Annotated in this window: 17 protein-coding genes; 4 read left to right on the top strand and 13 right to left on the bottom strand. The window is 71.2% G+C overall.

What is annotated here, in order from left to right; translation table 11 throughout:
- The first annotated feature begins 71 nt into the window (after positions 1-71).
- Positions 72-1418 carry a trehalase family glycosidase gene (locus ACGFIO_RS32365; RefSeq protein WP_392831988.1) on the top strand — a complete coding sequence of 449 codons (1347 nt, stop codon included), beginning with the start codon at positions 72-74 and terminating at the stop codon, positions 1416-1418.
- On the opposite strand, the gene ACGFIO_RS32360 is transcribed toward ACGFIO_RS32365, so the two are convergent.
- Together ACGFIO_RS32360 and ACGFIO_RS32355 are read right to left on the bottom strand one after the other, a co-directional pair.
- Positions 1415-1996 carry an MBL fold metallo-hydrolase gene (locus ACGFIO_RS32360; RefSeq protein ID WP_392831985.1) on the bottom strand — a complete coding sequence of 194 codons (582 nt, stop codon included), beginning with the start codon at positions 1994-1996 and terminating at the stop codon, positions 1415-1417. The genes ACGFIO_RS32365 and ACGFIO_RS32360 overlap by 4 nt on opposite strands.
- On the bottom strand, positions 1996-3081 hold the full coding sequence (locus tag ACGFIO_RS32355) for an S-(hydroxymethyl)mycothiol dehydrogenase (RefSeq protein WP_392831982.1): 1086 nt from the start codon (positions 3079-3081) through the stop codon (positions 1996-1998). The genes ACGFIO_RS32360 and ACGFIO_RS32355 overlap by 1 nt, the downstream gene beginning before the upstream one ends.
- 130 nt (positions 3082-3211) lie before the next feature.
- Between ACGFIO_RS32355 and ACGFIO_RS32350 the strand changes: the two genes are divergently transcribed.
- Positions 3212-5194, top strand: a complete 1983-nt coding sequence (locus ACGFIO_RS32350; RefSeq protein ID WP_392831980.1) for a TPM domain-containing protein — start codon at positions 3212-3214, stop codon at positions 5192-5194.
- A gap of 49 nt (positions 5195-5243) precedes the next feature.
- Here the strand turns inward: ACGFIO_RS32350 and ACGFIO_RS32345 are convergent, their stop codons facing one another.
- The 4 genes from ACGFIO_RS32345 to ACGFIO_RS32330 form a co-directional block, all read right to left on the bottom strand.
- Positions 5244-6416 carry a peptidoglycan recognition family protein gene (locus ACGFIO_RS32345; protein WP_392831979.1) on the bottom strand — a complete coding sequence of 391 codons (1173 nt, stop codon included), beginning with the start codon at positions 6414-6416 and terminating at the stop codon, positions 5244-5246.
- A gap of 301 nt (positions 6417-6717) precedes the next feature.
- Entirely contained in the window at positions 6718-7176 is a 459-nt protein-coding gene (locus ACGFIO_RS32340; protein ID WP_392831977.1) for a MarR family winged helix-turn-helix transcriptional regulator, read from the bottom strand.
- Between the two features lie 198 nt (positions 7177-7374).
- Positions 7375-7764 carry a cupin domain-containing protein gene (locus tag ACGFIO_RS32335; RefSeq protein WP_392831975.1) on the bottom strand — a complete coding sequence of 130 codons (390 nt, stop codon included), beginning with the start codon at positions 7762-7764 and terminating at the stop codon, positions 7375-7377.
- A 185-nt stretch (positions 7765-7949) separates the two neighbouring features.
- The gene (locus ACGFIO_RS32330; RefSeq protein ID WP_392831973.1) at positions 7950-9575 is read right to left on the bottom strand and encodes an EAL domain-containing protein; all 1626 of its coding nucleotides are present in this window, start codon (positions 9573-9575) and stop codon (positions 7950-7952) included.
- Positions 9576-9973: 398 nt separating this feature from the next.
- Here ACGFIO_RS32330 and ACGFIO_RS32325 point away from each other — a divergent pair, with 398 nt between their 5' ends.
- Positions 9974-11578 (top strand): restriction endonuclease, encoded by a 1605-nt coding sequence (locus tag ACGFIO_RS32325; RefSeq protein ID WP_392831971.1) that lies wholly within the window; start codon positions 9974-9976, stop codon positions 11576-11578.
- On the opposite strand, the gene ACGFIO_RS32320 is transcribed toward ACGFIO_RS32325, so the two are convergent.
- The gene (locus tag ACGFIO_RS32320; protein ID WP_392831969.1) at positions 11547-15767 is read right to left on the bottom strand and encodes an AAA domain-containing protein; all 4221 of its coding nucleotides are present in this window, start codon (positions 15765-15767) and stop codon (positions 11547-11549) included. The genes ACGFIO_RS32325 and ACGFIO_RS32320 overlap by 32 nt on opposite strands.
- A gap of 59 nt (positions 15768-15826) precedes the next feature.
- Between ACGFIO_RS32320 and ACGFIO_RS32315 the strand changes: the two genes are divergently transcribed.
- Positions 15827-16615 carry a methyltransferase domain-containing protein gene (locus ACGFIO_RS32315; RefSeq protein WP_392831967.1) on the top strand — a complete coding sequence of 263 codons (789 nt, stop codon included), beginning with the start codon at positions 15827-15829 and terminating at the stop codon, positions 16613-16615.
- Between the two features lie 107 nt (positions 16616-16722).
- On the opposite strand, the gene ACGFIO_RS32310 is transcribed toward ACGFIO_RS32315, so the two are convergent.
- The 6 genes from ACGFIO_RS32310 to ACGFIO_RS32285 form a co-directional block, all read right to left on the bottom strand.
- Complete coding sequence (locus ACGFIO_RS32310) at positions 16723-19569, bottom strand: family 78 glycoside hydrolase catalytic domain (RefSeq protein WP_392831966.1); 2847 nt, start codon at positions 19567-19569, stop codon at positions 16723-16725.
- A gap of 90 nt (positions 19570-19659) precedes the next feature.
- Positions 19660-20514 (bottom strand): class I SAM-dependent methyltransferase, encoded by an 855-nt coding sequence (locus ACGFIO_RS32305; RefSeq protein ID WP_392831963.1) that lies wholly within the window; start codon positions 20512-20514, stop codon positions 19660-19662.
- A 400-nt stretch (positions 20515-20914) separates the two neighbouring features.
- Positions 20915-21583 carry a hypothetical protein gene (locus ACGFIO_RS32300; protein WP_392831960.1) on the bottom strand — a complete coding sequence of 223 codons (669 nt, stop codon included), beginning with the start codon at positions 21581-21583 and terminating at the stop codon, positions 20915-20917.
- A gap of 625 nt (positions 21584-22208) precedes the next feature.
- The gene (locus tag ACGFIO_RS32295) at positions 22209-22517 is read right to left on the bottom strand and encodes a type VII secretion target (RefSeq protein ID WP_392831958.1); all 309 of its coding nucleotides are present in this window, start codon (positions 22515-22517) and stop codon (positions 22209-22211) included.
- Positions 22510-22875, bottom strand: coding sequence for a YbaB/EbfC family nucleoid-associated protein (locus ACGFIO_RS32290; protein ID WP_392831955.1), 366 nt, complete (start codon positions 22873-22875; stop codon positions 22510-22512). The genes ACGFIO_RS32295 and ACGFIO_RS32290 overlap by 8 nt, the downstream gene beginning before the upstream one ends.
- Positions 22876-23000: 125 nt before the next feature.
- A complete protein-coding gene (locus tag ACGFIO_RS32285; RefSeq protein WP_392831952.1) occupies positions 23001-23942 on the bottom strand; it encodes an ADP-ribosylglycohydrolase family protein in 942 nt (313 codons plus the stop codon).
- Positions 23943-24167: the final 225 nt, after the last annotated feature.

Here is a 24167-nt window from a genome sequence, read left to right as displayed (position 1 = left end):
TTACGGCGGAAAGGGTCTATGTTGATATGCATCTAGCAGCCGATCCGACGACCCGACCAGTGAACAACGTGATGTCTGCCGAACTCTGGAACTCCGCCGTCAACGTCCTCGACGCCAACTGGTCGACCGACCACATGGTCCCGTCCCGCCGCCTCTACCCCCATCAGTGGAGCTGGGACGCCGCGTTCATCGCGATCGGGCTCGCCTACGTCAACCCCGGCCGCGCCTGGCGTGACCTGCGCAGCCTCTTTGAGGCGCAGTGGCCGGACGGCCGCGTGCCGCACATCGTCTTCGACCCGTCGGTGCCCGAGGGTGATTACTTTCCCGGCCCCGCCTTCTGGGATGTGCCCGCCTACGCCGCCCGGCCCGCCCGCGGGAGCACCAGCCTGGTCCAGCCGCCGATGCATGCGATCGCGGCGTGGGAGGTCTACCGCCGCTCGACGTCGCACGGCGCGGCCTGCGCGCAGCAGGCGACCGAGGAGCTGGCCTGGCTCTATCCCCGGCTGGTCCGGCAGCAGGAATATCTGACCCGCCGGCGCGACGCGGGCGGTGGCGGGTTGGCCAGCGTGGTGCACCCGTGGGAGTCCGGCGTCGACAACAGTCCCGCCTGGGATGCCGCGATGTCCCGGGTGCCGGCCGACCTCGACCTGCTCCGCCGTTTCCGTCGCCGCGACCTCGAGGTGGCCGACGCCGCGCACCGGCCGACCGACCTGGACTACGCCCGCTACGTGCACCTGGTGGTGAGCTACAAGGAGCGTGGCTATTCGGACCACGAGCTGGCCGCCCGCCACGACTTCGTGGTCGAGTGCCCCGGCTTCAACTCGATCCTGGGCGCGGCCGAGGTCGCCCTCAGCAAGATCGCCAAGGTGGTCGGCGCCGACCCGTCGGTGCACCAGGCCCGGGCCCGCGCGATCACGACCGCGATCGTCGACCGGCTCTGGGACGAGCAGACACAAACCTTCCGGGCTCGTGACGTACGCACGAACACGCTCAGCCCCGCCCGGTGCGTGACCGGCCTGCTCCCGCTGATCCTGCCCGGCCTGCCCTCCGAGCACGTCGAGGCCATCCTGACCGAGGCCCGTTCGCCCCGGTTCGGCCTGCCCGGCGAGACCATGCTCCCGGTGCCCAGCTACGACCGCACGGCCCCCGACTTCGACCCGCTGCGCTACTGGCGCGGGCCGGTCTGGATCAACGTGAACTGGCTCCTGCGCCGCGGCCTGGCCCGTCACGGATTCCCCGACGAGGCCGAGGAACTGCGCACCTCGATGCTGCGCCTGGTCCACGGCTCCGGCCACTACGAGTACTTCCACCCGAACACCGGCGAGGGCATCGGCGCGGCCCAGTTCAGCTGGACCGCCGCGCTCACCCTCGACCTGCTGGCCGACAAGTCGGTCCGGGCGTACGCGGCGGCCGGCTAGACCGTCTCGCTGGCGATCAGGGTGTCGCGGCCGTGGCCGGTGTGCACCACTGTCGCCGACGGCAGCGTGAACAGCCGCTCCTTGATCGACTTCACGATGGTGTCGTAGTCGCTGAACGACCGCCCGGTCGCGCCCGGGCCGCCGTGGAAGAGCGTGTCACCGGTGAACACACAGCCCAGCTCGGGCGCGTAGAAGCAGACCGCCCCCGGGCTGTGCCCCGGCGTGTGCAGCACCCTGAGGCCGGCGATCTCCTGCCCGTCGGCCAGCGGCTCAGGCATCGGGAGGTCGGGATGTGTCAGCTTCCACAGCGGTTCCTCGGCCGGGTGCAGGTACACCGGTGCCCCGGTGGCCTCGGCGAGCTGTGGCGCCACCCGTACATGATCATCGTGGGCGTGGGTCAGGAGGATCGCCGTCACCCGCCGGCCGCCCACCACGCCGAGGATCCCGTCCACGTCGTGCGGCGCGTCGATCACCACGCAGGTGTCGTCGTCGCCCACCACCCAAACGTTGTTGTCCACCTCGAAGGTGTGCCCGTCGAGCGAGAACGTCCCGTTGGTGACCCCGTGGTCGACCCGCATCAGAAGATCACCACCGAGCGGAGCACGCCGCCCTGGTGCATCTTGCCGAACGCCTCCTCGACCTGGTCGAGCCGGATCTCCTCGGTCACGAACGCGTCCAGGTCGACCCGGCCCTGCAGGTAGAGCTCGGTCAGCATGGGGAAGTCGCGGGTCGGCAGGCAGTCGCCGTACCAGCTGCTCTTCAACGCCCCACCCCGGCCGAACACGTCCAGCAGCGGCAGCTCGATGGTCATCTCAGGGGTCGGCACGCCCACCAGGACCACCGTCCCGGCCAGGTCGCGGGCATAGAACGCCTGCTTGTAAGTCTCGGGCCGGCCCACCGCCTCGACCACCACGTCGGCGCCGAAGCCGCCGGTCAGCTTCTGCACCTCGGCCACCACGTCGGCGCCCTTGGCGTTGATCGTGTGCGTGGCGCCGAACTTGCGCGCCCACTCCAGCTTTTGATCGTCGGTGTCGATCGCGATGATCGTGGTGGCCCCGGCCAGCGCCGCGCCGACGACCGCGCCGTCGCCCACGCCGCCACAGCCGATCACCGCGACCGAGTCGCCGCGGCTCACACCGCCGGTGTTGATCGCCGCGCCGATGCCGGCCATCACGCCGCAACCGAGCAGGCCCACCGCGGCCGGTCGCGCCTTCGGGTCGACCTTGGTGCACTGCCCCGCGTGGACCAGCGTCTTTTCCACGAAGGCGCCGATGCCCAGGGCCGGCGACAGCTCGGTGCCGTCTTCCAGCGTCATCTTCTGCGTCGCGTTGTGGGTGTTGAAGCAATACCACGGCTTGCCCTTGTCGCAGGCCCGGCAATTGCCGCAGACCGCGCGCCAGTTGAGCACCACGAAGTCGCCCGGTGCGACGTCGGTGACCCCGGCGCCCACCGACTCGACCACGCCCGCCGCCTCGTGGCCCAGCAGGAACGGATAGTCGTCGTTGATGCCACCCTCGCGGTAGTGCAGGTCGGTATGGCAGACGCCGCAGGCCTGCACCTTGACCACCGCCTCGCCGGGACCCGGGTCGGGCACGACGATCGTGGTCACCTCGACCGGCGCTCCCTTGGCCCGGGAGATGACGCCCTTCACCTGCTGACTCACGGCGGAACCACCTTTCCGTTGTTTCCGGCTCCAGAATCCAATCACGGATTACGCATGGTTCGCGGTTATCCACAGGCGGCTTGTCCACAGGCCGCTCGCCCCGGTCTCGGCGTCCATCTAGGTTGTCCTGGTGACCCCGAAGCTCCGCCACGGCGTGCTGGCCCTCATCGCGCTGGCCGCCGTGCTTCTCCCGCCGGCGCCCGCCCGCGCCGGCCAGCCGTTCCGGCTCGCCACCCAGGTGGTCGACGACGCCGGCGCGATGGTTGCGGCGGCGGACGGCTACCGGGCCGCGGCCACGTCGTCCGGTTCCACCACGCTGATCTGGGTGCTGATCTTCTTCGTGGTGATCCTCGGCGGCGCGATCGCCTGGGTCGTGATTCGCCGCCGCCGGGCGCCGGTGACCGACCGCCCGCAGGCCACGACGCCGTCCGGCCCCACCGTCGACGACCTCACCGCCGAGGCCGACGCCCTGCTCCTCGCACTGGACGACGACCTGCGGGCGAGCGAGCGCGAGTTGCGGATGGCGACCAGACAGCACGGCGCCGAGGCGACCGAGCGCTTCCGGGCGGCACTGGAGGCATCCCGGCAGGACGTGGCCGAGGCGTTCCGGCTGCGGGTGACGCTGGACGAGGCACCCGGCCCCGACCTGGCCACCCTGCGCCGCACGCTCACCGAGATCATCCAGCTCGGCAAGGACGCGGACGCCCGGCTCGACGCCGAGTCGGAGGCCTTCGACGAACTGCGCGACCTGGAGGGCCGCGCGGCGGAGGTGGCCGCCGAGGTGGAGCGCCGCCGGGCCGAGATCACCGCGACGCTTCCGGCGGCGACGACGGCGCTTCAAACCCTCACTTCGCGGTACGCCGGACCGGCCGTGACCGCCGTCAGCGCGAACGTCGACCAGGCCACCGAGCGCCTGACCTTCGCCGCTACGGCGCTGTCCCGCGCGCACGCCACGCTCAACGACAAGACGCCGCCCGGCTCCGCGCCACCCGGGAAAGAAAACGGAGCCGAGACCGCGAGCACGGCCGGGGAGTCCGGCGCGTTCACCGCGACGCCGGGTGGAGATCGGGCCGAGGCAGCGCCGGGTGACGCTCAGGCCGCCGCGACGCCGGGTGGAGATCGGGCCGAGGCAGCGCCGGGTGACGCTCAGGCCGCCGCGACGCCGGGTGGAGATCGGGCCGAGGCGGCGCTTGCTGTGCGGGCGGCTGAGCAGGCCGTTGATCAGGCCGAGCAGTTGGTCGCGGCGGTGCATGAGGCGGTCGCCGCCCACGACGCCGCGCGAAAGGCGGCGGACACGCTGGTCATGGAGGTCGAGGCCGAGGTCGCGGCCGGTCGGGCCGCGCTGACCAGCGCTACCGCGGCTCAGACAGCGGCGAGCCAGGCGGCGGGAACGGCCGATGCGGCCGGCTCGGCCGGTGCTGCGATGGCGGCGGCCGCGGCGGGTACGGCGGCAGCGGCCGGAGCCGAGGCCGGAGCCCTGACCGCCGCGATGAGCACTGCCGACCAGGCTCTCACGCAGGCCCGCGCCGAGCTGGCCGGCCCCACTCCGGACCCGATCGGCGTCACCGCCCGTCTCCAGGCCGCCGACGCCGCGCTGGACCAGGCCCTGGCCGACGCCCGGGACGCCGCCGAGCGGGCCGCCCGCGCCCGGAGCCTGCTCGCCCAGGCCCTTCCGGTGGCGCGGGCCGAGGTGGCGGCGGCGAACAGCTACATCACGACGCGGCGCGGCGCGGTCGACACCAGCGCCCGGTCCACGCTGGCCGAGGCCGAGCGGCACCTGGCCCAGGCGGAAAGCCTCGCCGCGGCCGACCCGGTGACCGCCGTGACCAAGGCCCAGCAGGCGCAGAGCCTCGCGGCGACGTCGAGCCGGATCGCCCGCGACGACGTGCTGCGCTTCGGCGGGGGACAACTGCCGCCGGTGCCGGCCGGGGACGACTCGCTGTTCGGGGCGATCCTGGGTGGGCTACTGACCGGGGCGAGCAGCGGGGGCGGATACCGCGGCCGGTCGCACAGCCGGGGCTCGTGGAGCGGGGGCGGTTTCGGGGGTAGCGCCTCCCGGAGCCGCCGCACGGGTGGCGGCTCCGGCAGACGCAGTGCAGGAGGCAGGTTTTAGGCCGGTGTCCCGCAGTCCGGCCGGGGCTGCGAAACACGGCCTCGGCGGACTATCGCAGCAGGTCGCGCACGTCGTGCCGGAGCTGGGTGAACGTCTGGTAGAAGACGTCGCCGGGGCAGTCGGTCTCACCGGCGGCGGGGGTGGCGGTGTGCCAGTCGCGGTGGCCGGAGATGGTGTCGATGGTGGCGGTCTTCGCGTTCACCGGGTTGACGTAGTTCTTGGTGCCGGTCGGGTTCAGGCCGCAGACCGCGGACAGCATGGCCAGCACTGCCGTCAGCGAGCGGCGCGCCGCCGGGGTCGGCTGCCTGGTCATGAAGTGGCCGATCAGGCAGATGCCGATGTTGCCGGCGTTGAAGCCGCCGACGTGCGAGCCGGTGACGACCATCGGCCGGTGGACGGGCGACAGCTTCGGGCCGAAGACCGGCACCGGGTCGGGGTCGGAGTACGTGCCCTCGTAGACATTTCCGTCGGCGTCGATGGCGAGCTGGTAGCCGAAGTCGCCCCAGTCGTACTCGACCGCCTGCATGTAGTAGATCGCCCGCATCCAGGCGGCGGCGTCGATGCCGTCGTTCTCCTGCTCGCCGCCGCCACTGTGGTGCACGGTCAGCGTCTGCACCGGGTGGAAGTCCGGCGGAGTGTCCAGGGTGACGCCGTCCGGCTCCAGGCGGTAGCGCTCGTCCGCACCCCAGGCCGCCCTCGACGAATAGCGCGGCCGGCCATGGAACGGCAGACCGGAAGACGAACCAGCCCGCAGGGCAGGAGGAAGCTGTGAGCCGGCGGGTGGGCGCAGCGTGGACAGCGGCGCGGCGGTCCGGTGGCGCGGCCCGTCGACCGCGTTCAACTCCAGCACCGACGCCGTGCCACCGTTCTTGACCTGCACCTCGTAACCCGAGGCGCCGTCGGCGAGCAGCAGCCGGCCGCCGGGCTTGCGGTCGTTGCCGGCCGTGCATCCGGCTACGTCCCGCCAGTCCGACCAGCCGGTCCGGGTACGCAGCCGCACCGCCGCGGGGCCGGTGGCCCGGACCGCCAGGTGGGTCAGGGCGAACTCGGTGCCGGTGACCTGACTACCCGTGGCCAGGCCCCGGTCGTGGGCGAGCATGTCGGGGACCAGCTCGGTGTCGTCGGCGTCGGCCCGGTGCGCGGCGTAGAGGCCGGCCGCCGGGAGGGCCGCCGCCACACCGACGGCACCGGCGCCGATCAGGAGGGAACGTCGGGTCGGCACGGGGGAACCTCCGAGGTCGTCGGTCACGAACACCAGGCCACACCCGGGGAGAGCAGCCACACGACCGCCTCAGGACAAGAAACAGCCACACGACCGCCTCAGCGGAAGAAGCAGCCGCGCGGCCGCATCAGGAAGGAGGCGGCCACGCGACCGCCCGGGAGAACGGCCACACAACCGCGCCGGAAGGAACAGCGACGCGGCGGCACCGGGAGCGCCACGCACTCCATGACGCGGCGGCTGAGGCGTCGTTCGGGGTTGCAAGCGTTCGGACCGGGATCGGAGGTAGTTTCAGGCACTCCGGCTACGCGCGGTCACCAGGCTCGAGGAAGCTGTCACAAAGCTTGGCGAGCTGCTTGACCTGGGCGGGCGTCAAACGGTCGAAGACGGCCTGCTGTACGGCCTCGGCGTGACCCGGTGCCGCCTCGACGATCTTCCGGTAGCCCGCGTCGGTCAGCACGGCGATCTGGACCCGGCCGTCCTCGGGGTCGCGCTCACGGCGTACCCACCCTTGGGCCTCGAGACGAGCGACCACGTGCGAGAGCCGGGACAGGGACGCGGTGGCCTTCTTGGCCAGTTTGCTCATCGCGAGGCGGCGGTCCGGCTCCTCGGAGAGACTGGCGAGCACAAGGTAACCCATATGTGTCAAACCAGCGTCGCGCTGGAGTTGCGCCTCGAGGCCGGCGGGGAGTTTGAAGAGGACGGCGACGAACCTGCGCCACGTTTGTTGCTGCTCGTCGGTCAACCACCGTGGCTCGTCCATGGAAGGCAGGTTAGTTAAGGGTCGGCGCGGGGGCATCGACCGGGTGGCCAGTGTGTGCATGCGTCATCACACAAACGGGCAGCTCGATCGACATAGTTGAACGTCACCGATACTCTGCACGAGGAATTCACCCTAGGCACGGCGCCGGAACCGGCTGGCTGGGGGGCCTCGGCCGGTTCCGGCGCCGGTTAAACATTGTTACGAGTTGGGCGGCTCGTCCTTGCCTTCCTCCTCGAGCCGGTCCGCCTCCTCCTTCGTCTTGTGCACCGCGCCGTCGGCGTGCTCGGGCGGGCCGTACACGGTGTAGAGCACCAGCGGGTTGGGCCCGTCGTTGACGAAGTTGTGCTTCTTGCCGGCCGGGACCACCACCAGGTCACCCTGCTCGACGTTGCGGGTCTCGCCGCCGACCTTGGCCTTCGCCATGCCGCTGACGAAGGTCAGGATCTGGTCCACCTCGTGGACCTCCTCGCCGATCTCACCGCCGGGCGGGATCGTCATGACCACAAGCTGCGTGTGCTCACCGGTCCAGAGAACCCGGCGGAAATCGGGGCTCTTCTCGGCCTCGGTGGCGATCGTCCACTTTTCCATGACTCCACGCATACCCCAAACCGACCCCGGAAGAACCCCAGTCCGAGAAGGGAGAAGCGGTAGGAGAGGGAAGCGAAGGAGGAGCCGCGCGAGGGCAGCGCGAAGCGAAGCAGGGGAAGCGCGGGAAGCGGCAACCGCGGCAAGCGGCAGCGCGGCAAGCGGCAAGCGCGGGAAGCGGGAAAGGGTCAGGAGCGGCGGAGGCGGGCGGGCTCGACCGGTGACGGTTTGCCCACGTGGTAGCCCTGCACGAAGTCGACCCCGAGCTCCCGCAGCAGCCGCAGCGTCTCCTCGTCCTGCACGAACTCGGCGACCGTGTGGATCCCGTACGCCTGGCAGACCTGCACCAGAGCCCGCACCAGCACCTGGTCCTGCTGGTTCTGCACCAGCCGGACCACGTACTCCCCGTCGATCTTGACCAGGTCGATCGGGAAGATCCGCAGGTAGCGGAACGACGCGTACCCGGAGCCGAAGTCGTCCAAGGCGAGCTCGCAGCCGAGGTCGCGGATCCGGTCGGCGAAGTGCCGGGCCTCCGACAGGTTGCCGATCAGCGCCGTCTCGGTGATCTCGAAGGTGAGCTGCTCGGCGTTGACGTCGTAGCGCTTGATGAGGCGTTCCACCTCGCCGGTCAGGCGCGGGTCGCCGACCGACCGGCCGGACAGGTTGATCTGCAGGTTGAGGTCGTGGTTGGCCGCGGCCAGCTGCATCGCCCGCTCGACCACCCACAGGTCGATGTCGAAGATCGCGTCGAGCCGCTCGGCGACCTCGAGCACCTGGCTGGGCGACTGCGGGCCGTCGTGCTCGTCGAGGATGCGCAGCAGCAGCTCGTGCCGGACGACCTGGTTGCTCTGCAGGTCGAGGATGGGCTGGGAGTAGAGGGTGAAGCGGTCGGTGCCGAGCGCGTCGGCGACCCGTTCGCGGTAGGAGCCCTGGCGGTCGCGGGCCGGCACCGGATGGGGCACCTGGGTGAGCGGCCGGTCGGCGTGCCGGGCCTGCCGCCAGGCCTGCTCGGCGTCGATCAGCAGGTCGTGGCTGCCGGTGTCGCCGCCGGGCTGGAAGCGGACCAGGCCGGCCCAGGCGCGGGCCCGGGACCAGGCGTCGGGCAGCACGAACGGGTGGGCGCGGAGCGACTCGACGAAGAGGTCGGCCTGCCGCCGGGCCAGGGGCCAGGACGCGCCGGCCAGGAGCACACCGATCTCGCTGGGGCCGACGCGGCCGAGGAGGTCGGCCGGGCGAACCACCCCTTCGAGTACGCGAGCAGCCCGGTGCAGCAGGTCGGCGTTGCGTTCGGGCCGCAGTGGCCCATCCGTTTCGCGGTCCGGTTCGACTCGGACGACCAGCACCGCTCCCCCACCCCGGCGCAGCGCCCGGTCGAGTTCGTCGGCGAACCCGGCCCTGGTCAGCAGGCCGGTGGCGGGGTCGGGATCGGCCACCGTCTGCTGTACGGTCTCGCCGCGCCGGGCCAGTCGGGCCACCTCGCGGCGGGCCCGTTCCCGGGCCGAGACGTCGGTGATGGTGCCGCGCAGGCCGCGGACCACGCCGTCGGGGCCGGGCACCGGTTCGAGCCGGCAGTCCACGTCGAACCAGCTGCCGTCGGCCCGGACCAGCCGGACCGTGGCGTGCACGACCTCGCGCGAGCTCCACACCTGGGTGATCGCGCTGAGCGCGGCGGCCTGGTCTTCGCGGTGTACGTAGCGGGCCAGCACCTGCCGGCTGACCTCGGTCGCGTCGAGGGAGCGGCCGACCATGCCGCTGAGTCCCTCGGACCAGACCACGGTGTCGGTGGCGGCGTCGTAGGTGAACCAGGAGTCCATCGGGGCTGATTTCCTCGCCCGGTTGCGGGTCTCGGGCACCGGCCGTGGACGTGGCACGCGGTTGTCTGGAGCCGCCATGTGCCCGCTTCGCCCCCTCCGCCGGTGTGTACCGTTGCCCCTCACCTATTACGACCCGTCACGGCACGGGTTGACAGGGCTCATCGCCGCCAATGTTTTCGCGGATCACCCAACAAAACAATGATCTGCGGGTTCTCGGCCGATCGAGGGCCCAATTTAGCCGATCGGATGACCACCACACCGTGTGTCGCAGGTCTCGGTCTAACGTCGGATCCATGACGGACAGTCACAACGTGTGCCGATCGCAGAACCGAGCGCTACACCACCACGCTGGGCGCCGCCCGATGAACGGAAAGTGACCGGGAGATAGGGTCGAGACCGTGGGCATCATCCGTGACATGCAGCGCGACTACGCCACCCGAACCGCCGCACATCAGCGGGCGAGCTCGGCCGCCGCGCAGCAACGCGAACTCATCCACCGCAACCACGACGCGGCCGTGGCGGCCGCGCAACACGCGGCCAGGGACGCCGAGAGACAGCGGGAACGCCGTCGCCTGTACGCGGAGGCACGCGGCGCGGACGCCGCGTCACTGAACGCCGACCTGCGCGCCCGCCTCGCCGGCCTGGACGCGCTCCTGCTGTCCACCCTGGACGTGGACGATCACATCGACCTGCACAGGTTCAAGAAGCCGGTGCGGGTGCCGCCGTTCGACCCGGGTCCGCTCGGCCGCCCCCACCCCGAACCGTCATGGGACAGTTACGCTCCGCCCGAGCCGCGGCGGATCGGCAAGGTGCTCGGCGGCGAGAAGCTGCACCAGCAGCACACGGCCAACGCTCGTCAGGCGTACGAACAGGCCCGGGAGCGGTGGGCCGAGGCCGAGACCAGGCGCCGCCGGCAGCTGGCGGAACGCGAGCGCGCGTACCAGGAGAAGACCAAACAGTACGAGGCCCGGATCGCCGGATACAACGCCGAGGTCGACCGGTTCGCCGAGGCGGTGGCCAACGCTGACCCGGCCAGCGTGGTCGAGTACTTCGCCATGGTGCTCGGCAACTCGGTCTACCCGGACGACTTCCCACAGCACTTCCGCCTCGCCTACCTGCCGAAACAGAAGCATCTGCTGGTCGAGTACCACCTTCCCCCGGTCGAGGTGATCCCGGTGGTCAAGGAGTACCGCTACGACCGGGTCCGCGACGACGTGACAGCGATCCCGCGCGACGAGGCCGAGATCCGCCGCCGCTACACCGAGATCATCGCGCAGGTGACGCTGCGTACCGTGCACGAGATCGTCGAAGCCGACCGGGGCGGGCTGGTTCAGAAGGTGTCGTTCAACGGCATCGTGGACACGATCGACCGGCGTACCGGCGCGTTCGTGCGGCCGTGCCTGGTCTCGCTGCGTACCGAACGGGAGGTCTTCGCCCCGATCAAGCTGCGCCGGGTCGACCCGGTGGCCTGCCTGAGGCACCTGCGGGCGGGTCTGTCCGAGTCACCGGACGCGCTCGACGGCGTCACCCCGGTTGTCGACTTCGACCGCGAAGCCGACCAGGACCTGACCGGCGAGTTCAACGTGCTGGCCGAGCTCGACCACCGGCCCAACCTGCTGGCCATGACCGACACCGAGTTCGAGCAGGCCCTGACCGACCTCTTCGGCAACATGGGCCTGGAGATGGGCCCGGCCGGGCGCGAGGCGGGTGCGGGGTCGCGGTGGTGGGTCGCGACCGACCCGCGGCCGGTCTTCGGCGGCAAGATCGTGGTGTACGCGACCAGAGGCGTCCCGGCCGACGCGTCAGTAGTGCGGACCGTGGACGAGGAGGTGACAGCGACCGGCGCGACCAAGGGCATCCTGGTCGCCACCAGCGGTTACGACCCCGAGGCGCTCGAGGTCGCGGCCGCCCGCCCGCTCGAACTGGTCGACGGCCCGGCGCTGCTGACCCTGCTGGCCGAGTACAGCCGGCTCAAGGCGCGGCTGGACCAGGGTCAGGACTGACGTCCGGGTCGCCGGCGGGACTCACGTCCGGGTCGGCGAAAGGGCTGATGTCGAGATCGGCCATGCGCTGCCAGACCGGGCGCATGGCCGCGTCCGGCTCGCGGGCGAAGATGCTGCCCCGGATCCGGACGAAGACACAGTTGCCGACCCGCTCCAGCACAGCCTGCCGGCGCATGTCGCTCTCCCACTGCTCCGGACCCTGGTACGAGTCGCCGTCACACTCGATGGCCAGCCGCCGCCCGTCCGGGGCGTTCAGGACGAAGTCGATCCGGTACGCCCCGATCCGGAACTGCGGCGTCGGCCGGTAGCCACGCTCGGTCAGCCGCCGGTACACGTCCCGTTCGAAGTCGTTCTCCGGAGCCGTTTCCAGAGCGGACCCGGATGGCTCGTAGTTGAGCAGCAACGCCCGGGCGTCGTCGGCGACCAACTGCGACGCCTGCACCGAGTGGTAGATCCAGAGCTGGTCCCGGGCCCGGGACGCCGCGACGTTGATCCGCCGGTGGTATTCGCGCCGGGTGAACGCGGCCACCCGCCCGTCCTTGGCCGACACCACCATCGAAACCAGCACCACGTCCCGCTCGTCGCCCTGGAACGTGTACGCGTCGCCGACCCGCAGCCGCCGCGCCTCCATCTCGTCCTCGCCGATCGCCTCGCGCAGCCGTTCCAGCAGCAGCGCCGCCTGCCCGCTGGTCGACAGCAGGCTGATCACGCCGAGCGTCTTCCCCCGGTAGGCCGGGTCGGCGACGATCGCGGCGACCTGCCCGACCAGCGCCTCGGCCTCGGCCAGGTTGACTTCGCCGTACGGCGCGAGGGTCTGCCGTTGACCCTCCACGAGGATCTTCTTCAACGGCGCGAGTGACGGCCGGTCGGCCCGCAACGGCATGATCTTGCCGTCGTAGTAGTGGCGCGAGGAAAATTCGATGATCTGGGGTACGCAGCGGAAGTGCTCGGTCAGCAGGATGCGCTCGGGCGAGCGGCGCACGGCATGGTCGTACAGCGACGATTCCGGGTCGAAATGCTCGGCCGACGGCACGTCCTTCACGCCTTGTCGCAAATTCTCATGCGATTCGGCGTCTCCGCGAGGCGAATTTGCGACATGGCGCAAATGGCTGTGGATCAGCCCGGTCACCGAGCCGACGAAGCCGAGCTGCGGCCCGATCTGCTGATCGTCACCGACCACGACGGCCCGCTCGGCCAGCGCCAGCACCGGCAGCGCGAAGAGATCGGCCTGCGACGCCTCGTCGACGATGACCACGTCGAAGTGGGCTCCCCCGGCGAACTGCTCGATCGCCCGGTCGACCGACATGACCCAGACGGGTACGGCCTCCACCGCCGATTCCATGGCCCGTTGCGCGTGCGCCTGCCACGCCGCGGCGGTCCGGCCCGTACCCTTACCGATCTTGCGAAGGGCCGTGGTCCAGTCGGCCAAGGCCGCGCGGCGCCGGTCGTCGAGCGCCCGCGACACCTCCAGCCAGGCCGAGGCGACGACCAGTTCGCCGGTCAGGCCGCGGATCCGTTCCCGCGCCACCTCCACCCGACGGCCCAGCACGGCCGGGTCCACGCTGCCGGCCACTTCGTCGAACCAGGTCTGCGCCCGCCGCCACGCCCACGCCCGCAGGCACGCGTCGCCGGACACCGCCGGCACCTCACCGGCCTCGATCATGTCGGCCCACTCGGGCGCCGCGCCGGCCAGCCGGTTACGCAGCAAGATGTACTGCTCGACGGCCGGCCGCAGGCCCCGCAACCGCCGCGTCTCGGCGACCGCCTCGTCCCAGCCGTCCAGCGTCCGCCACCGCCGCGTCAACTCCGGCCACTTCTCGACCATGGCCGCGGTGGCCGCCTGCCGCTGGTCCAGTTCGTCCAGATCAAAGACCGCGGTCCCGGCGGTGAGCAGGCTCTCGACGGCAGCCAGACGTTCGGCGTCACGGTCGAGTTCCTGCTGGGGTACGAGCAGACGCAGCCGCGCCGACAGATCGGGCCAGTGCTTGGTGTCCCAGTCGAGCGACTGCGCCGCGTCGGCGACCAGCGGCCCCGCCCACGCCTCGGCGTCGGTGCCCGGCTGCGGGATGCCGAGCCGCTCGATCCACTCCGACCAGTGGTCGGCCAGCCGCCGCCGGGTCTGCGACCGCCGCACATGGTTGATCGCGACGTCCACATCGTCGGCGGTGCGCAACGGCTCGTCGTCCACCCGCACCGTCTCGTTGGCCAGCTTGTGCAGGGCCGGTTGCATCAGCCGGCTGACACCGCGCCCGGTCGCGAACCGTTGCCGCAGCTCGGCCAGCTGGGACAGCAGCTGCTTGGGCGCGGCGACCTGCGCGGTCACCCGGTGCCCGGCCAGGCCTCGGGACAGCTCGGCCAACTCGGCGAGCAGGGCCGAGGTGGCGGCCACGTGGTCGGACCAGAGGCGCTGCCAATGCGGGTCGTCGAGCAGGCGGCCGAGGCGGCCGGTCCACTCGCCCTCCCGGCGGCGCAGCCACTGGACGGCTTCGTGCAGGTCGTTGCCCAGATCGGCGTACGCGTCGCGCCCGTGCTCGCGTACCACGTCGGGGTCGAGCCCTTGATCCTCCAGATCCTGAACCCGCTCCCAGGCCTCGTCGCGCCGGGCCCGCTCGTCCCGGGCCCGCTCGGCCGGCGGCAACTCGGCCGGATCGGGCAGCGGACGCATGGCCGCCGTCCGGTCCCGGGCGTCGAGCCGGTCGGCCAGCTCCAGCAGCGTGCCGAAGTCGTCGGCGTTCAGCGGCGGATCGGCCACGACCGGGTCCGGGATGCCGCCGTCGGCCGGCGCCCGCTGCCGCAGCCAGGCGCCCACCTCGGCCGGCGACAGCTGGGCACCGTCGATCGGATAGGTCGCCGCCTCGCTCTCGGCGATCGCGCGCAACCGGCCGATCGTCTGCGCCAGGTCGGCCTCGGCCGCCTCGAGCCGCTCGTTGAGCCGCTCGACCCGGGCCGCCTCGGCCCGTTTGTCCAGCGTGGCGGCCCGGTCGGAGAGCTCGCGGGCGGCCAGCTGCAACTGCACCAGCTGATCGGTGGTACGCCCGAGCACGGCCAGGCAGAGCGCCCGGATGCCCTCGGGGAGCCCGTCGCGGAGCACTCGCAGCGGATCCTCCTTCTGGGCCACCACCAGCACCCGCTTGCCGTTGGCCATCAGATGGCAGATCAGGTTGCGGATGGTGTGCGTCTTGCCGGTGCCCGGCGGCCCCTGAACGGCGACGTTGCGGTGCTGGGCGAGCCGCCGCGCGATCGACTCCTGCGCCTCGTTGGTCGGCAACGGCATGAGCAGCCGTTCACCCACCCGCGTCCAGTCCTCGGGCCGGTCGTCCGGCAGGACCAGCTTGGACGGCTCGTGCGCGACGATCGCGGCCAGCGAGCCCGGGCTCCCGCCGTGGCGCAGCCGCTCGCGCAGGTTCTCCAGGAAGCCGCGGAGCTGCCGCTGCTTGGGGCGGGCGAAGATCACGCCGGTGTCGGCGATCCGGGTCGTACCCTCCGGGCCGTCGACCCGCTTGTCGTACCCGAGCCGGCCCATCGCCCGCTCGAACAGCTCGCGGCGGTCGAGGTCGTTCCACAGGTCGGTGTCGACGATGCCGCCCGGCCCGGCCACGGCGAGCAGCTGCGCCAGGTAGCGGTCGTCGGTGCCGGTGAGCGCGTCGGTCTGCAACCGGCTCGGCCCGGCCGGCGACACGCTGATCAGCGACCGGTCCGGTTCGTACTCGATCATCACCGGCGTGGCGACCAGCGGGTACCGCACCTTCTGATCGCCGATCACGGTCTCCAGGACGCCGTGCCCCCACACCAGCTCGGTGGTGGCCGCGCTCATGTCCAGCAGGTGCATGAGATCGAAAAGCCGCCGATGCAGTACGCGCGCCCGCTCGACCGCGGCCGTAGCCTCCCGCCACGGCCGCCAGTGCTCGTCCTTCCACCGCTCCAGCAACACGTCGTCGGCGTCGTTGCGCTCGAAGCTGTCCCGCAGCTCGGCCGGCACCTCGACCGGTCCCGGCGCGGCGGGCAGACCGACGCGCAGCCAGGACGACGTGCCCTCGGCCGGTCCGGTCTCGACCAGACCCGGCAGGCCGTCGGTCCAGATCGTGTCACCCGGGACGACCCGAGCCGGACGCTCCATCGAGGCACGCACGGCGAGCAGGTAGTCGGCGACCGAGACGGCTCGATCCCTGATCACCTCCGGCGACTCCATTCCACCGAGGCTATCCGACCCCCGCCCGGCCGAGGTCGAGCATGTGCGAGGCTGATGCCTTGACCAGCGAGACGTCGCCGGAGAACCTGCGGACCTTCTACGCGGATCCGTCGCTGCTAGGCGCCCGGCAGCAGACCTACGCGGCGGCGAACTTCGTCGGCTGGGTGCTCGACCGGGTCTCCTTCGACGGGGTCCGTGAGGTGCTCGACGCGGGCGCCGGGGTCGGCCGGTTCACCGTCCCGGTCGCTGGGCGGGTCGCCGGCCGGGTCGTCGCCACCGACCTCTTCCCGGGCATGCTCCGGGCGATCGGTTCCCCGGTCAAGAGGTGCGTGGCCGACATCCAGGCGCTGCCGTTCACGGCCGGCCGCTTCGACCTGGTCCTGGCCAATCACGTCCTCTACCACCTGCCCGACATCGACCTGGGGGTGCGCGAACTCGCCCGGGTGACCAGCCCGGCGGGAACCCTGGTGGCTACCACCAACGCCGACGACATCCCGGTCGCCGTCGTCGACCTCCACGTCGCGGCCCAGCAACGCCTGGGAGTCGCGACCGAGCCGGCCGGCCCGTCGGCGTTCTCCCTGCGCAACGGCGAAGAGGTGCTGCGCCGGTCGTACGACCAGGTCCGGCTGCACACCTTCCGCGCCGAGCAGGTGTTCGCGACGGCCGCGGATCTGGTCGCCGCCCACCGCACCACCGGGCGTTTCCAGGCCGCTGCCGAGCAGGTCGACGGCGATCTCGGCGCGGCCGCGGCCGACGTGGCAGCCGACTGGGCCGCCCGTGCCGGCGGCAGCGTGACCAGCCCGATCGTCATGGGTGCCTTCGTCTGCACCGGCCCGCGTCCGGACTAGGCCGCGTCTGGTGGATCGCCGGGGTCCAGTTCCTCCGGGTCGCGGCCGACGGCCGAGCGGCCGCCGCCGGTCACCACATATGCCACAGCGGCCGATTGCCGCAGAGATCAGCGGGTGCGGAAGGTCCACCGGCCGGCCGGCACCGCGTACACCATCTGCCTGGTGGTCGTGCGGAGCAGGCGTGCACCGGGTGGGGCGACGACCCGGGCCGCGCCGAGCAGGGGCACGCGGACGGTCGCGGTGGCGGTCGGCGGGATGCGTACTGTCAAGGTCAACGAGCCGGCCGCACGGGTCCACTGTGCCGACACCGGGCCCCGGGCCGTGCGCTGGGTGGCGGCGACGTGATCGAGGCCGGCCGGGATCTGCGGGGCGATCATGATCCGGCGGTAGCCGGGCTCGGCGGGCGTGATCCCGGCCAGCTGGGTGTAGAGGGCGGCGTTGACACCGGCGAACATGGCGTGGTCGTGGGTCAGCATCGACGCCGCGTAGGTCCACTGCTCCCACGGGGTGGTGGCGCCGTGCGCGATCTCGAAGCCGAACCCGGGGTAGGTCGTCTGGTTCAGCACGGTCAGGGCCACATCGATGCGGCCCACCGCGGCGAGCGCGTCGACCAGGTACCGCGTGCCGAAGATCCCGGTGTCGAGATGGCCGTCGTTGTCGGCCAGGATCGTGCGGACCAGCCGGTCCCCCACGGCCTGGCGACGGGCCGGCGGGACCAGGCCGAAGGCCAGCGGCAGCACGCTGGTGGTCTGCCGGCCGCTGCCGTAGGTGTCGCCGGCCGCGTTCAGGAAGTGGTCGTTGAAGGCGTTCTTGATCGCGGTGGCAAGACCTTCGAGGTGTACGCCGTCGGCCGCGAACCCGAGCGCCCGCGCCGCCTTGGCCGTGTTCTCGGTCTGCTTGAACCACAACGCGGTGTTCACCAGCGACACCTCGCTGAAGCAGTCGCCGGCCGACGGGCTGCCCATCCCGCCGTTCGCGGCCGGCCCGTGCACCGGCGGGCACCAGTCGCCGAAGCCCTGGTCGGCCGGCCAGATCAGCCCGGGGACGTCGGTGGCGTTGCGCTCCACGAACGCCTTCATCGCCGGGTAGTGCTCGGCCAGCGTGGCCCGGTCGCCGTACTGCTCGTACAGGGTCCAGGGCAGCGAGACCTGACCGCCGGCCATGTCGGGGTACTGGGCCTTGACCTCGTCGGTCGGCAGCGCGGTGCCCGGCGGCAGGTCGCGCAGGTACTTGGCGTAGAAGGCGTCCATGTCGAACTCGCGGGTGGCCGCGTCGGCGTAGGCCTGCACGTCCATCGCCGGTGGGGTGCGCTCGTCGCGGACCGGGGTGTCGGTCGGGGTGGACATCGAGTTGTTCAGGATCGCCCAGCGGTTCATTCGCCAGATCTGGTCGAGCATCGGGTTGCTCGACGCGAAGCTGCCGATCGACGTGACGTCGGCGTGCACCACGCGGCCGTCCAGGCTGTCCAGGGTCGGTGTGCCGGGGAAACCGGTGACCTCGACGTAGCGGAAGCCGTGGTAGGTGAACCGCGGTTCGTAGGTCTCGTCGCCGGCGCCGGCCAGCGTGTACGTGTCGGTCGACCGGGCCGCCCGGTTGGTGACGGTGTCGAGCATGCCGTCAGGACCGAGCTCTTCGGCCGTACGCATCCGAACCTGATCACCGCGCGCACCGCGCACCCGCAACCGTTCCCACCCGGCGATGTTCTGGCCGAGGTCGAAGACGTGAACGCCGGGCCGCGGCTGGGTGAGCCGGACGGGCCTGATCGTCGCGACCACCCGGGTCGGCGGGATCGGGCTGGTCGTCAGGGTTCCGCCGGGCGCGGTGGCGGGCTCGACCGGCGCCCAGCCCGCCTCGTCGAATCCGGGCTCGTCCCAGGGCCGGTGCAGGCGCGCGTCGTACGATTCGCCGTCGTACAGGTCGTCGGCCACGATGGCGTCGGTGTTCCAGGTCCAGCCGTCCGGGCCGGTGGTGATGTCGCGGGTCGACCCGTCGGTGAAGGTCACCCGCAGCAGCATGATCGCCTTCTTGGGGCCGAGATAGCGGAAGGCGTACTGGCTGTAGCGCGCGTTGTAGCCGTTGCCGAGCCACAGCCCGACCGCGTTGGCGCCCCGCCGCAGCTCCGCGGTGACGTCGTAGCTGTTGTAGTAGTTCCACCGCGAGTAGTCGCCGGCCGTCGGGGTGAGGACGCGGTCGCCGACCTTACGGCCGTTGAGGTGCAGCTCGGACAGACCAAGCCCGTAGGTGTACGCGCGGGCGCGGGCCACGTCGCGATCCAGCGTGAACTCGTGCCGCAGCACCGGCGCGCCCGCCGCACCGGAGAGCAGCGTGACGCCGTCGCCCGGACGCAGCTGCCCGTCGGCCACCGGCGTCCGGGGAAAGTTCGGGTCAGGGTCGGTGGCGACGTCGTCGGCGAACCGCTGAACGCCGCCGGGATCGCGTACCACCAGGTTGTCGTAGTCGGCGCGTTCCTCGACCCCGGCCGTGACCGACGCACGGAGGCCGATCGTCCCCGCCCCCGGGATCGCGGTGTCGGTCCGGCTGTCCACCTGAACCCCGTCGACCCAGGTGCGGAACGTGCCGCCGTTGGCCTCCACCCGGAAGTGGTGCCGGTCGGTGACGTTGGCCGGGGTGAGGACCGGGGCCAGGTCGACCTCGGCGAGGTTGGTGAACCGGCCGCCGATGCTGGTGTGCGGCCGCAGCATGACCCGGCCCGGCGTGCTGGCCGCGTTGATCTGCCACAGGTAGAAGGTGGCGGGGTCGGCCGCGCGGAACAGGAAGGAGGCGGCACCGCTGCGGATCGTGAAGTCGGCGTCGAGGCTGAAGTCACGCCACGTGCGGGCGGCCCCCTGATCCGGCGCGATCCACTGCGCGGCGCCCCAGCCCGGATCCTGGGGTGCCGAGTGGGCTGGGGGCGACAGGGTGACCACCATCAGCATCGCGACCACAGCTCGCATGACGGCTCCCTCTGAATCGTTTCAGAGTTGGAGTATATCGACTGATCTCTATGGACTCAACGCCACGGTCGTTCGCGGTCACACCGCGTGCTATGCCGTCGCTGACAGCATTCGGCAGGCGTAGGGGATCCGGTAGGAGCCGTCGGGCTGCCGGTGACCGGACACCTGATCGCCGAACGCCGCCCGCACCGTCGCCATGGTGAACGAAACTGTTTCGTTTCGCTCAGGCTCGCCGGGAGGGCGGTCGTCGATCTGGCCGAGCACGGCGCCGAGCATCGCCGGCCCCGACACCAGCCGCCACAACGCGTCCTCGTCCGGGAAATCGACCTGCCAGCCGAAGAGCTCGGTGGTCACGTCGTGCAGGCCGCCCTCGACGAGCCACGACTCCCGCAGGCCCGGCGTCGCATACTGCTCCAGCCGCTCGGCGAACCCCGCGAACAACGCCGGCAAAAGATCGCCGAGGGCGGTCATCGCCGCGTGCGTGAGGGTGTTGGCGCTGCCCACGTCCCAGGTGGCGATGCTGATCGTCCCGCCCGGCCGCAGCACCCGGGCCGCCTCCCGCACTTCGGCCCGCGGGTCGCTGAACGACAGCATCCCGAACCGGGAAACGACCACGTCCACGCTGTCGTCGTCGAGTTCGAGCCGCTCGGCGTTCATGACCGCGTACCGGACGTCGGCTTCGGCCAGCCCGCGCTGGGCCGCCTTCCGCCGGGCGATGCCGACGAACACTTCCGACGTGTCGATCCCCAGCAGCCGTACCCCCGGATGCCGTTCGGCCAGTGTGAGGCCCGGTTCCCCGGTCCCCGAGGCGACGTCCAGCACGAACGCCCCCGGCACCAGCCCCGGCGTCCGCTCGATCAGCCGCTCGGCCACCGGCCGCATGAGCGGAAGAACGGTGTCGAAACCCTCGGCCATGCGGTCGTAGTCAATCGCCTGCTCACTCACGCCTGAACCATAGGCGGATTCACGGTGTGCGTGAGGGCCGACATTCCTGCCCGCGGCGGTCTCCTCAGCCTGCGGACCCCCACCGCGGGCTCGCTCCTCTGGTCCGCGCGCCCGGCCGCCTTCTTGGCCCACGCACTCCTACCCCACGGCTGTCTCGCGGCTGTCTCGCGGGGCCTCACGGCTGTCTCGCGCGGGGCCTCACGGCTATCTCGCGGGGCCTCACGGCTGTCTCGCGCGGGGCCTCACGGCTGTCTCGCGGGGCCGGGGCTTGAAATCCCCACCCCGGCGGTCATCTCCTGCGCGGGACACCCTTTGCCCCTTGGCCGCGCACCCCAGTCGCCGCAGCGTCTGGGGTGCGTTGATCCCTTTCGTCCGCGGCCTCACCGGCCCGCGGTCGTTGTCACGGGAACTGCATGCGGCGGGGGCGCGGGATGACCGGCGGGGGCAGCGGGAGGTCGTCGAGGTGGCTCCAGTTGAGGACGCCGTTGTCGGTGGACTTGACCTCGCCGAGGCAGGCGCGAAGCAGACCCAGGTGCGGCGCTCCGGCGTAGCCGGCGATCACCACCTCGGGCTTGGGCTCGATCCCGGCGATGGCCGCGCAGATCTTGGCCACCTCACGCTCGTCGACCGCGTCGAGTGGCAGCGGCGTCTCGGCCGGCGGCCGACGCCACGGCGGCCCGAAGCGGCGGAGAAGCTCGCGGGCGAGCCGGCCGAACGAACGCCCGACCTCAGCGTCGCGCATCGACTCCCGGGCCGACTGGCCGTAGCACCACGGCACCACGACATGTCCGTTGATCACCACGAGCTGATAGACCGACTTGGGAACGCTGATGATCTCTGCTCCCGGCAGGGTGCCGAGGAAAAGTACGAGTTCCTCGTACGGGAGCGGCCAACGGGGGTTGCCGAGGATTCGTTCCGTGGTCTGCGTGGTGTGGGGGTGAGCGTTCACTTCACGGTCGATCGCCGTGCTCAACGCCTCGGGAACCCGGGTCCAAAGCTCAGCGGCGACCTTGTCACCGAACTGCTCGACCACCCACTCGCTCGGACCGACCAGAACGTCTGGACGCATTCCGCACCACCACCGTCCGTGTCGCTGGCGCTACTGCTGGCTAGAAGAGTTCCACCTCCGGTGATCGACTGGAAGAGGGAAGTTCACGCTTCCCAAAAACGCCCATGAATGAAATCCAGTCGATCGCTCAATCCGCTGTTGCGACACTGGACCAGCAGCGCTCGGAGCTCGCGAAACATGCAACTTGCACGGCGAACCGCACATGCAAGTTGCATGCCGGCTTCGCTATTCCTCCGAGGAGGTTCATCCAACCGCACCCATATTTCACAGCGGTGTCCACCATGCAAACAAAGCCCCACCACAACTCTGTGCTGCAACAATGCTTCCACCTCGCAAAGATCACGCCCACTCGATCACCCACAGTGGACGGTGATCAAGCCTTCATCGCCACCCTTCACTCCCCCCGGCGATCACCAAGCCCGCTGTCGTATTGCTGACACAGCGCATTTCCAAGCCCACTATGGCACTCCTCAAGATCACCCCCAAGGCAATCAAATTCGGTCACGCAAACAAACTTAAAAATTGCTCTCAGACGCTACATATGACAACCACGCCGAGTGATGCCGCTCGATCCGCGTAGACCACAGGCCGACACGAAAGCCTGCCCCGCCAGAAGCGACCGCGATCAACTGCCGGCCGACCGCACCCCTGAAGCGTTGTCCTCGTCCGCAGCCTCGTAGTCGGCGGCCGTCACCCGCAACCGCGAACCGGTGCCCCGCAACGACTCCGCCGCCGCCCCAATGCCGTCGACCAGCCTGTCCTGCAAGACGTTGAGCAACATGGGCACCATCACGCAGAGCTTCCCGTACGCCTCGTTCCCCGCCCGCGTGGCCGCACCGGCCTGTGCCGCCGTGTCGACCCGCCCCGCGATCTCCTCCACCGTCGCGGCGTGCGCCACCAGGTCACCGGGCCGCACCCCGAACTGGTCAGCCATTGCGCTTCGCATACGAGGCGATCACGGCCTGGCCGGTCTCGGAGTCGGCACCGACCGTCTCCTCCGCGACCACCGTCACGGCTTCGGTCAGCTTCCCCCGCGCCGCCCGGATCGTGGCGAGAATGGCCGCCGCGGTGTCCGCCGCCGGTTGCTTACGGATGCCCTCGGCCAGCTCCAGCCCCGTCACCCCGGTCGCGTCCACAGTGACCGTGACCAGCTTGTCCTCACTCCGCGCCGAAGCCGACAACTCGGCCAGCCGAGACGCCATCTCACGCGCCTCAGCCGCCCGCTGCTCCAGCCCGGCCTGCCAGTCATCCACCCGTTGCTCCGCGGCGTCCAGGTCATCTCCGTCGAACATGCGCCCACGCTAACGACCGGCCGCCCTTCCCGCCGACGCCCTGTGGACAAATCGTGCGTCCGACAGGCCTTCCGCGCGAACATCGACCGAAGAGACGAAGATCGGGCCACCCAGGCGGCAGGTTGTCAGCCCGCGACGCGCAGGGCGAGCCGCGCCAGCTCGGACGCGCGGTAGCCGTCCCAGCCATGCACCACCTTGAGCCACTCCTGCGGAATACCCGACATGCCCCAGCGCGCGCCCAGCAACGCCCCCGCGATGGCAGCGATCGTGTCGGTGTCGTTGCCCGCGTGGACCGCCGCCGACGCCGCCCGGCGGAAGTGATCGTCCTCGGGCGTCCGGACGATCGCTGACCAGGCCGCCTGCAGCGCGGTCACCACGAATCCGTTGTTCGGGAAATGCGCCGGGGCATGCCGCTCGGCTTCGTCGAGCCAGCCGGACCACTGCGCCCGCCGCTCGGCCGGCAGCAGGTCGACACCGGCCCGTACCCCGTCGAAGGTCCCGTGCAGCACGGCCTGGCGCACCGCCTCGCACCAGATCACACACGCCTCGCCGGCCAGCGGATCGAGGTGGGTGAGCTCGCTGACCGCCCGGGCCGCCTCCATCATCCCGGCCGGGTCGTCGAGGTATCGGAGGGCGACCGGTCCGGTCCGCATCAGCGAACCGTTGCCCGCCGACCGCCCGGTCTCGGCGTGCAACTCGGCGGCGGCCCGGGTCATCGCCGCGCCCAAGCCGACCGTGTCCCGGCCGCGGACCGCGTCGAGCACCCGCCGGGTCTGCACCCCGATGTCGGTGGCGCCCTCGGCCCGCCAGCGCAGGAACTTCGAGGCGACCAGGTCGAGCCCGTGCGCCTCTCGCAGGTCGGCACCGGTCGCCGCCACCTCGGCGATGCAGACCGCCATCTGGGTGTCGTCGCTGTATTCCCCCGGCGCGTAGTCACCCAGCCCACCGCCGAACATCAGCGGTTCGCCGTCCAGCGCCCGGGTGCCGAACTCGTACGGCACCCCCAACGCGTCCCCACACGCCGCACCGACCAGTACCCCGGCAACCCGATCGCTCCGCACATCCACCGCGAGAGGCTATCCCGGCGAGCCGTACACCAAACCCGCCGCGCCAACTCAGCCCCCGCCAGGCCAGCCCGCCGCCAGGCCAGCCCGCCACCAGATCAGCCCGCCACCAGATCAGCCCGCCACCAGGCCAGCCCGCCACCAGGCCAGCCCGCCACCAGGCCAGCCCGCCACCAGGCCAGCCCGCCACCAGGCCAGCCCGCCACCAGGCCAGCCCGCCACCAGTAC

The organism is Actinoplanes sp. NPDC049265 (genome assembly GCF_043197135.1).
Lineage (GTDB): Bacteria > Actinomycetota > Actinomycetes > Mycobacteriales > Micromonosporaceae > Actinoplanes.
This window is presented reverse-complemented; position numbering and strand designations above follow the sequence as displayed.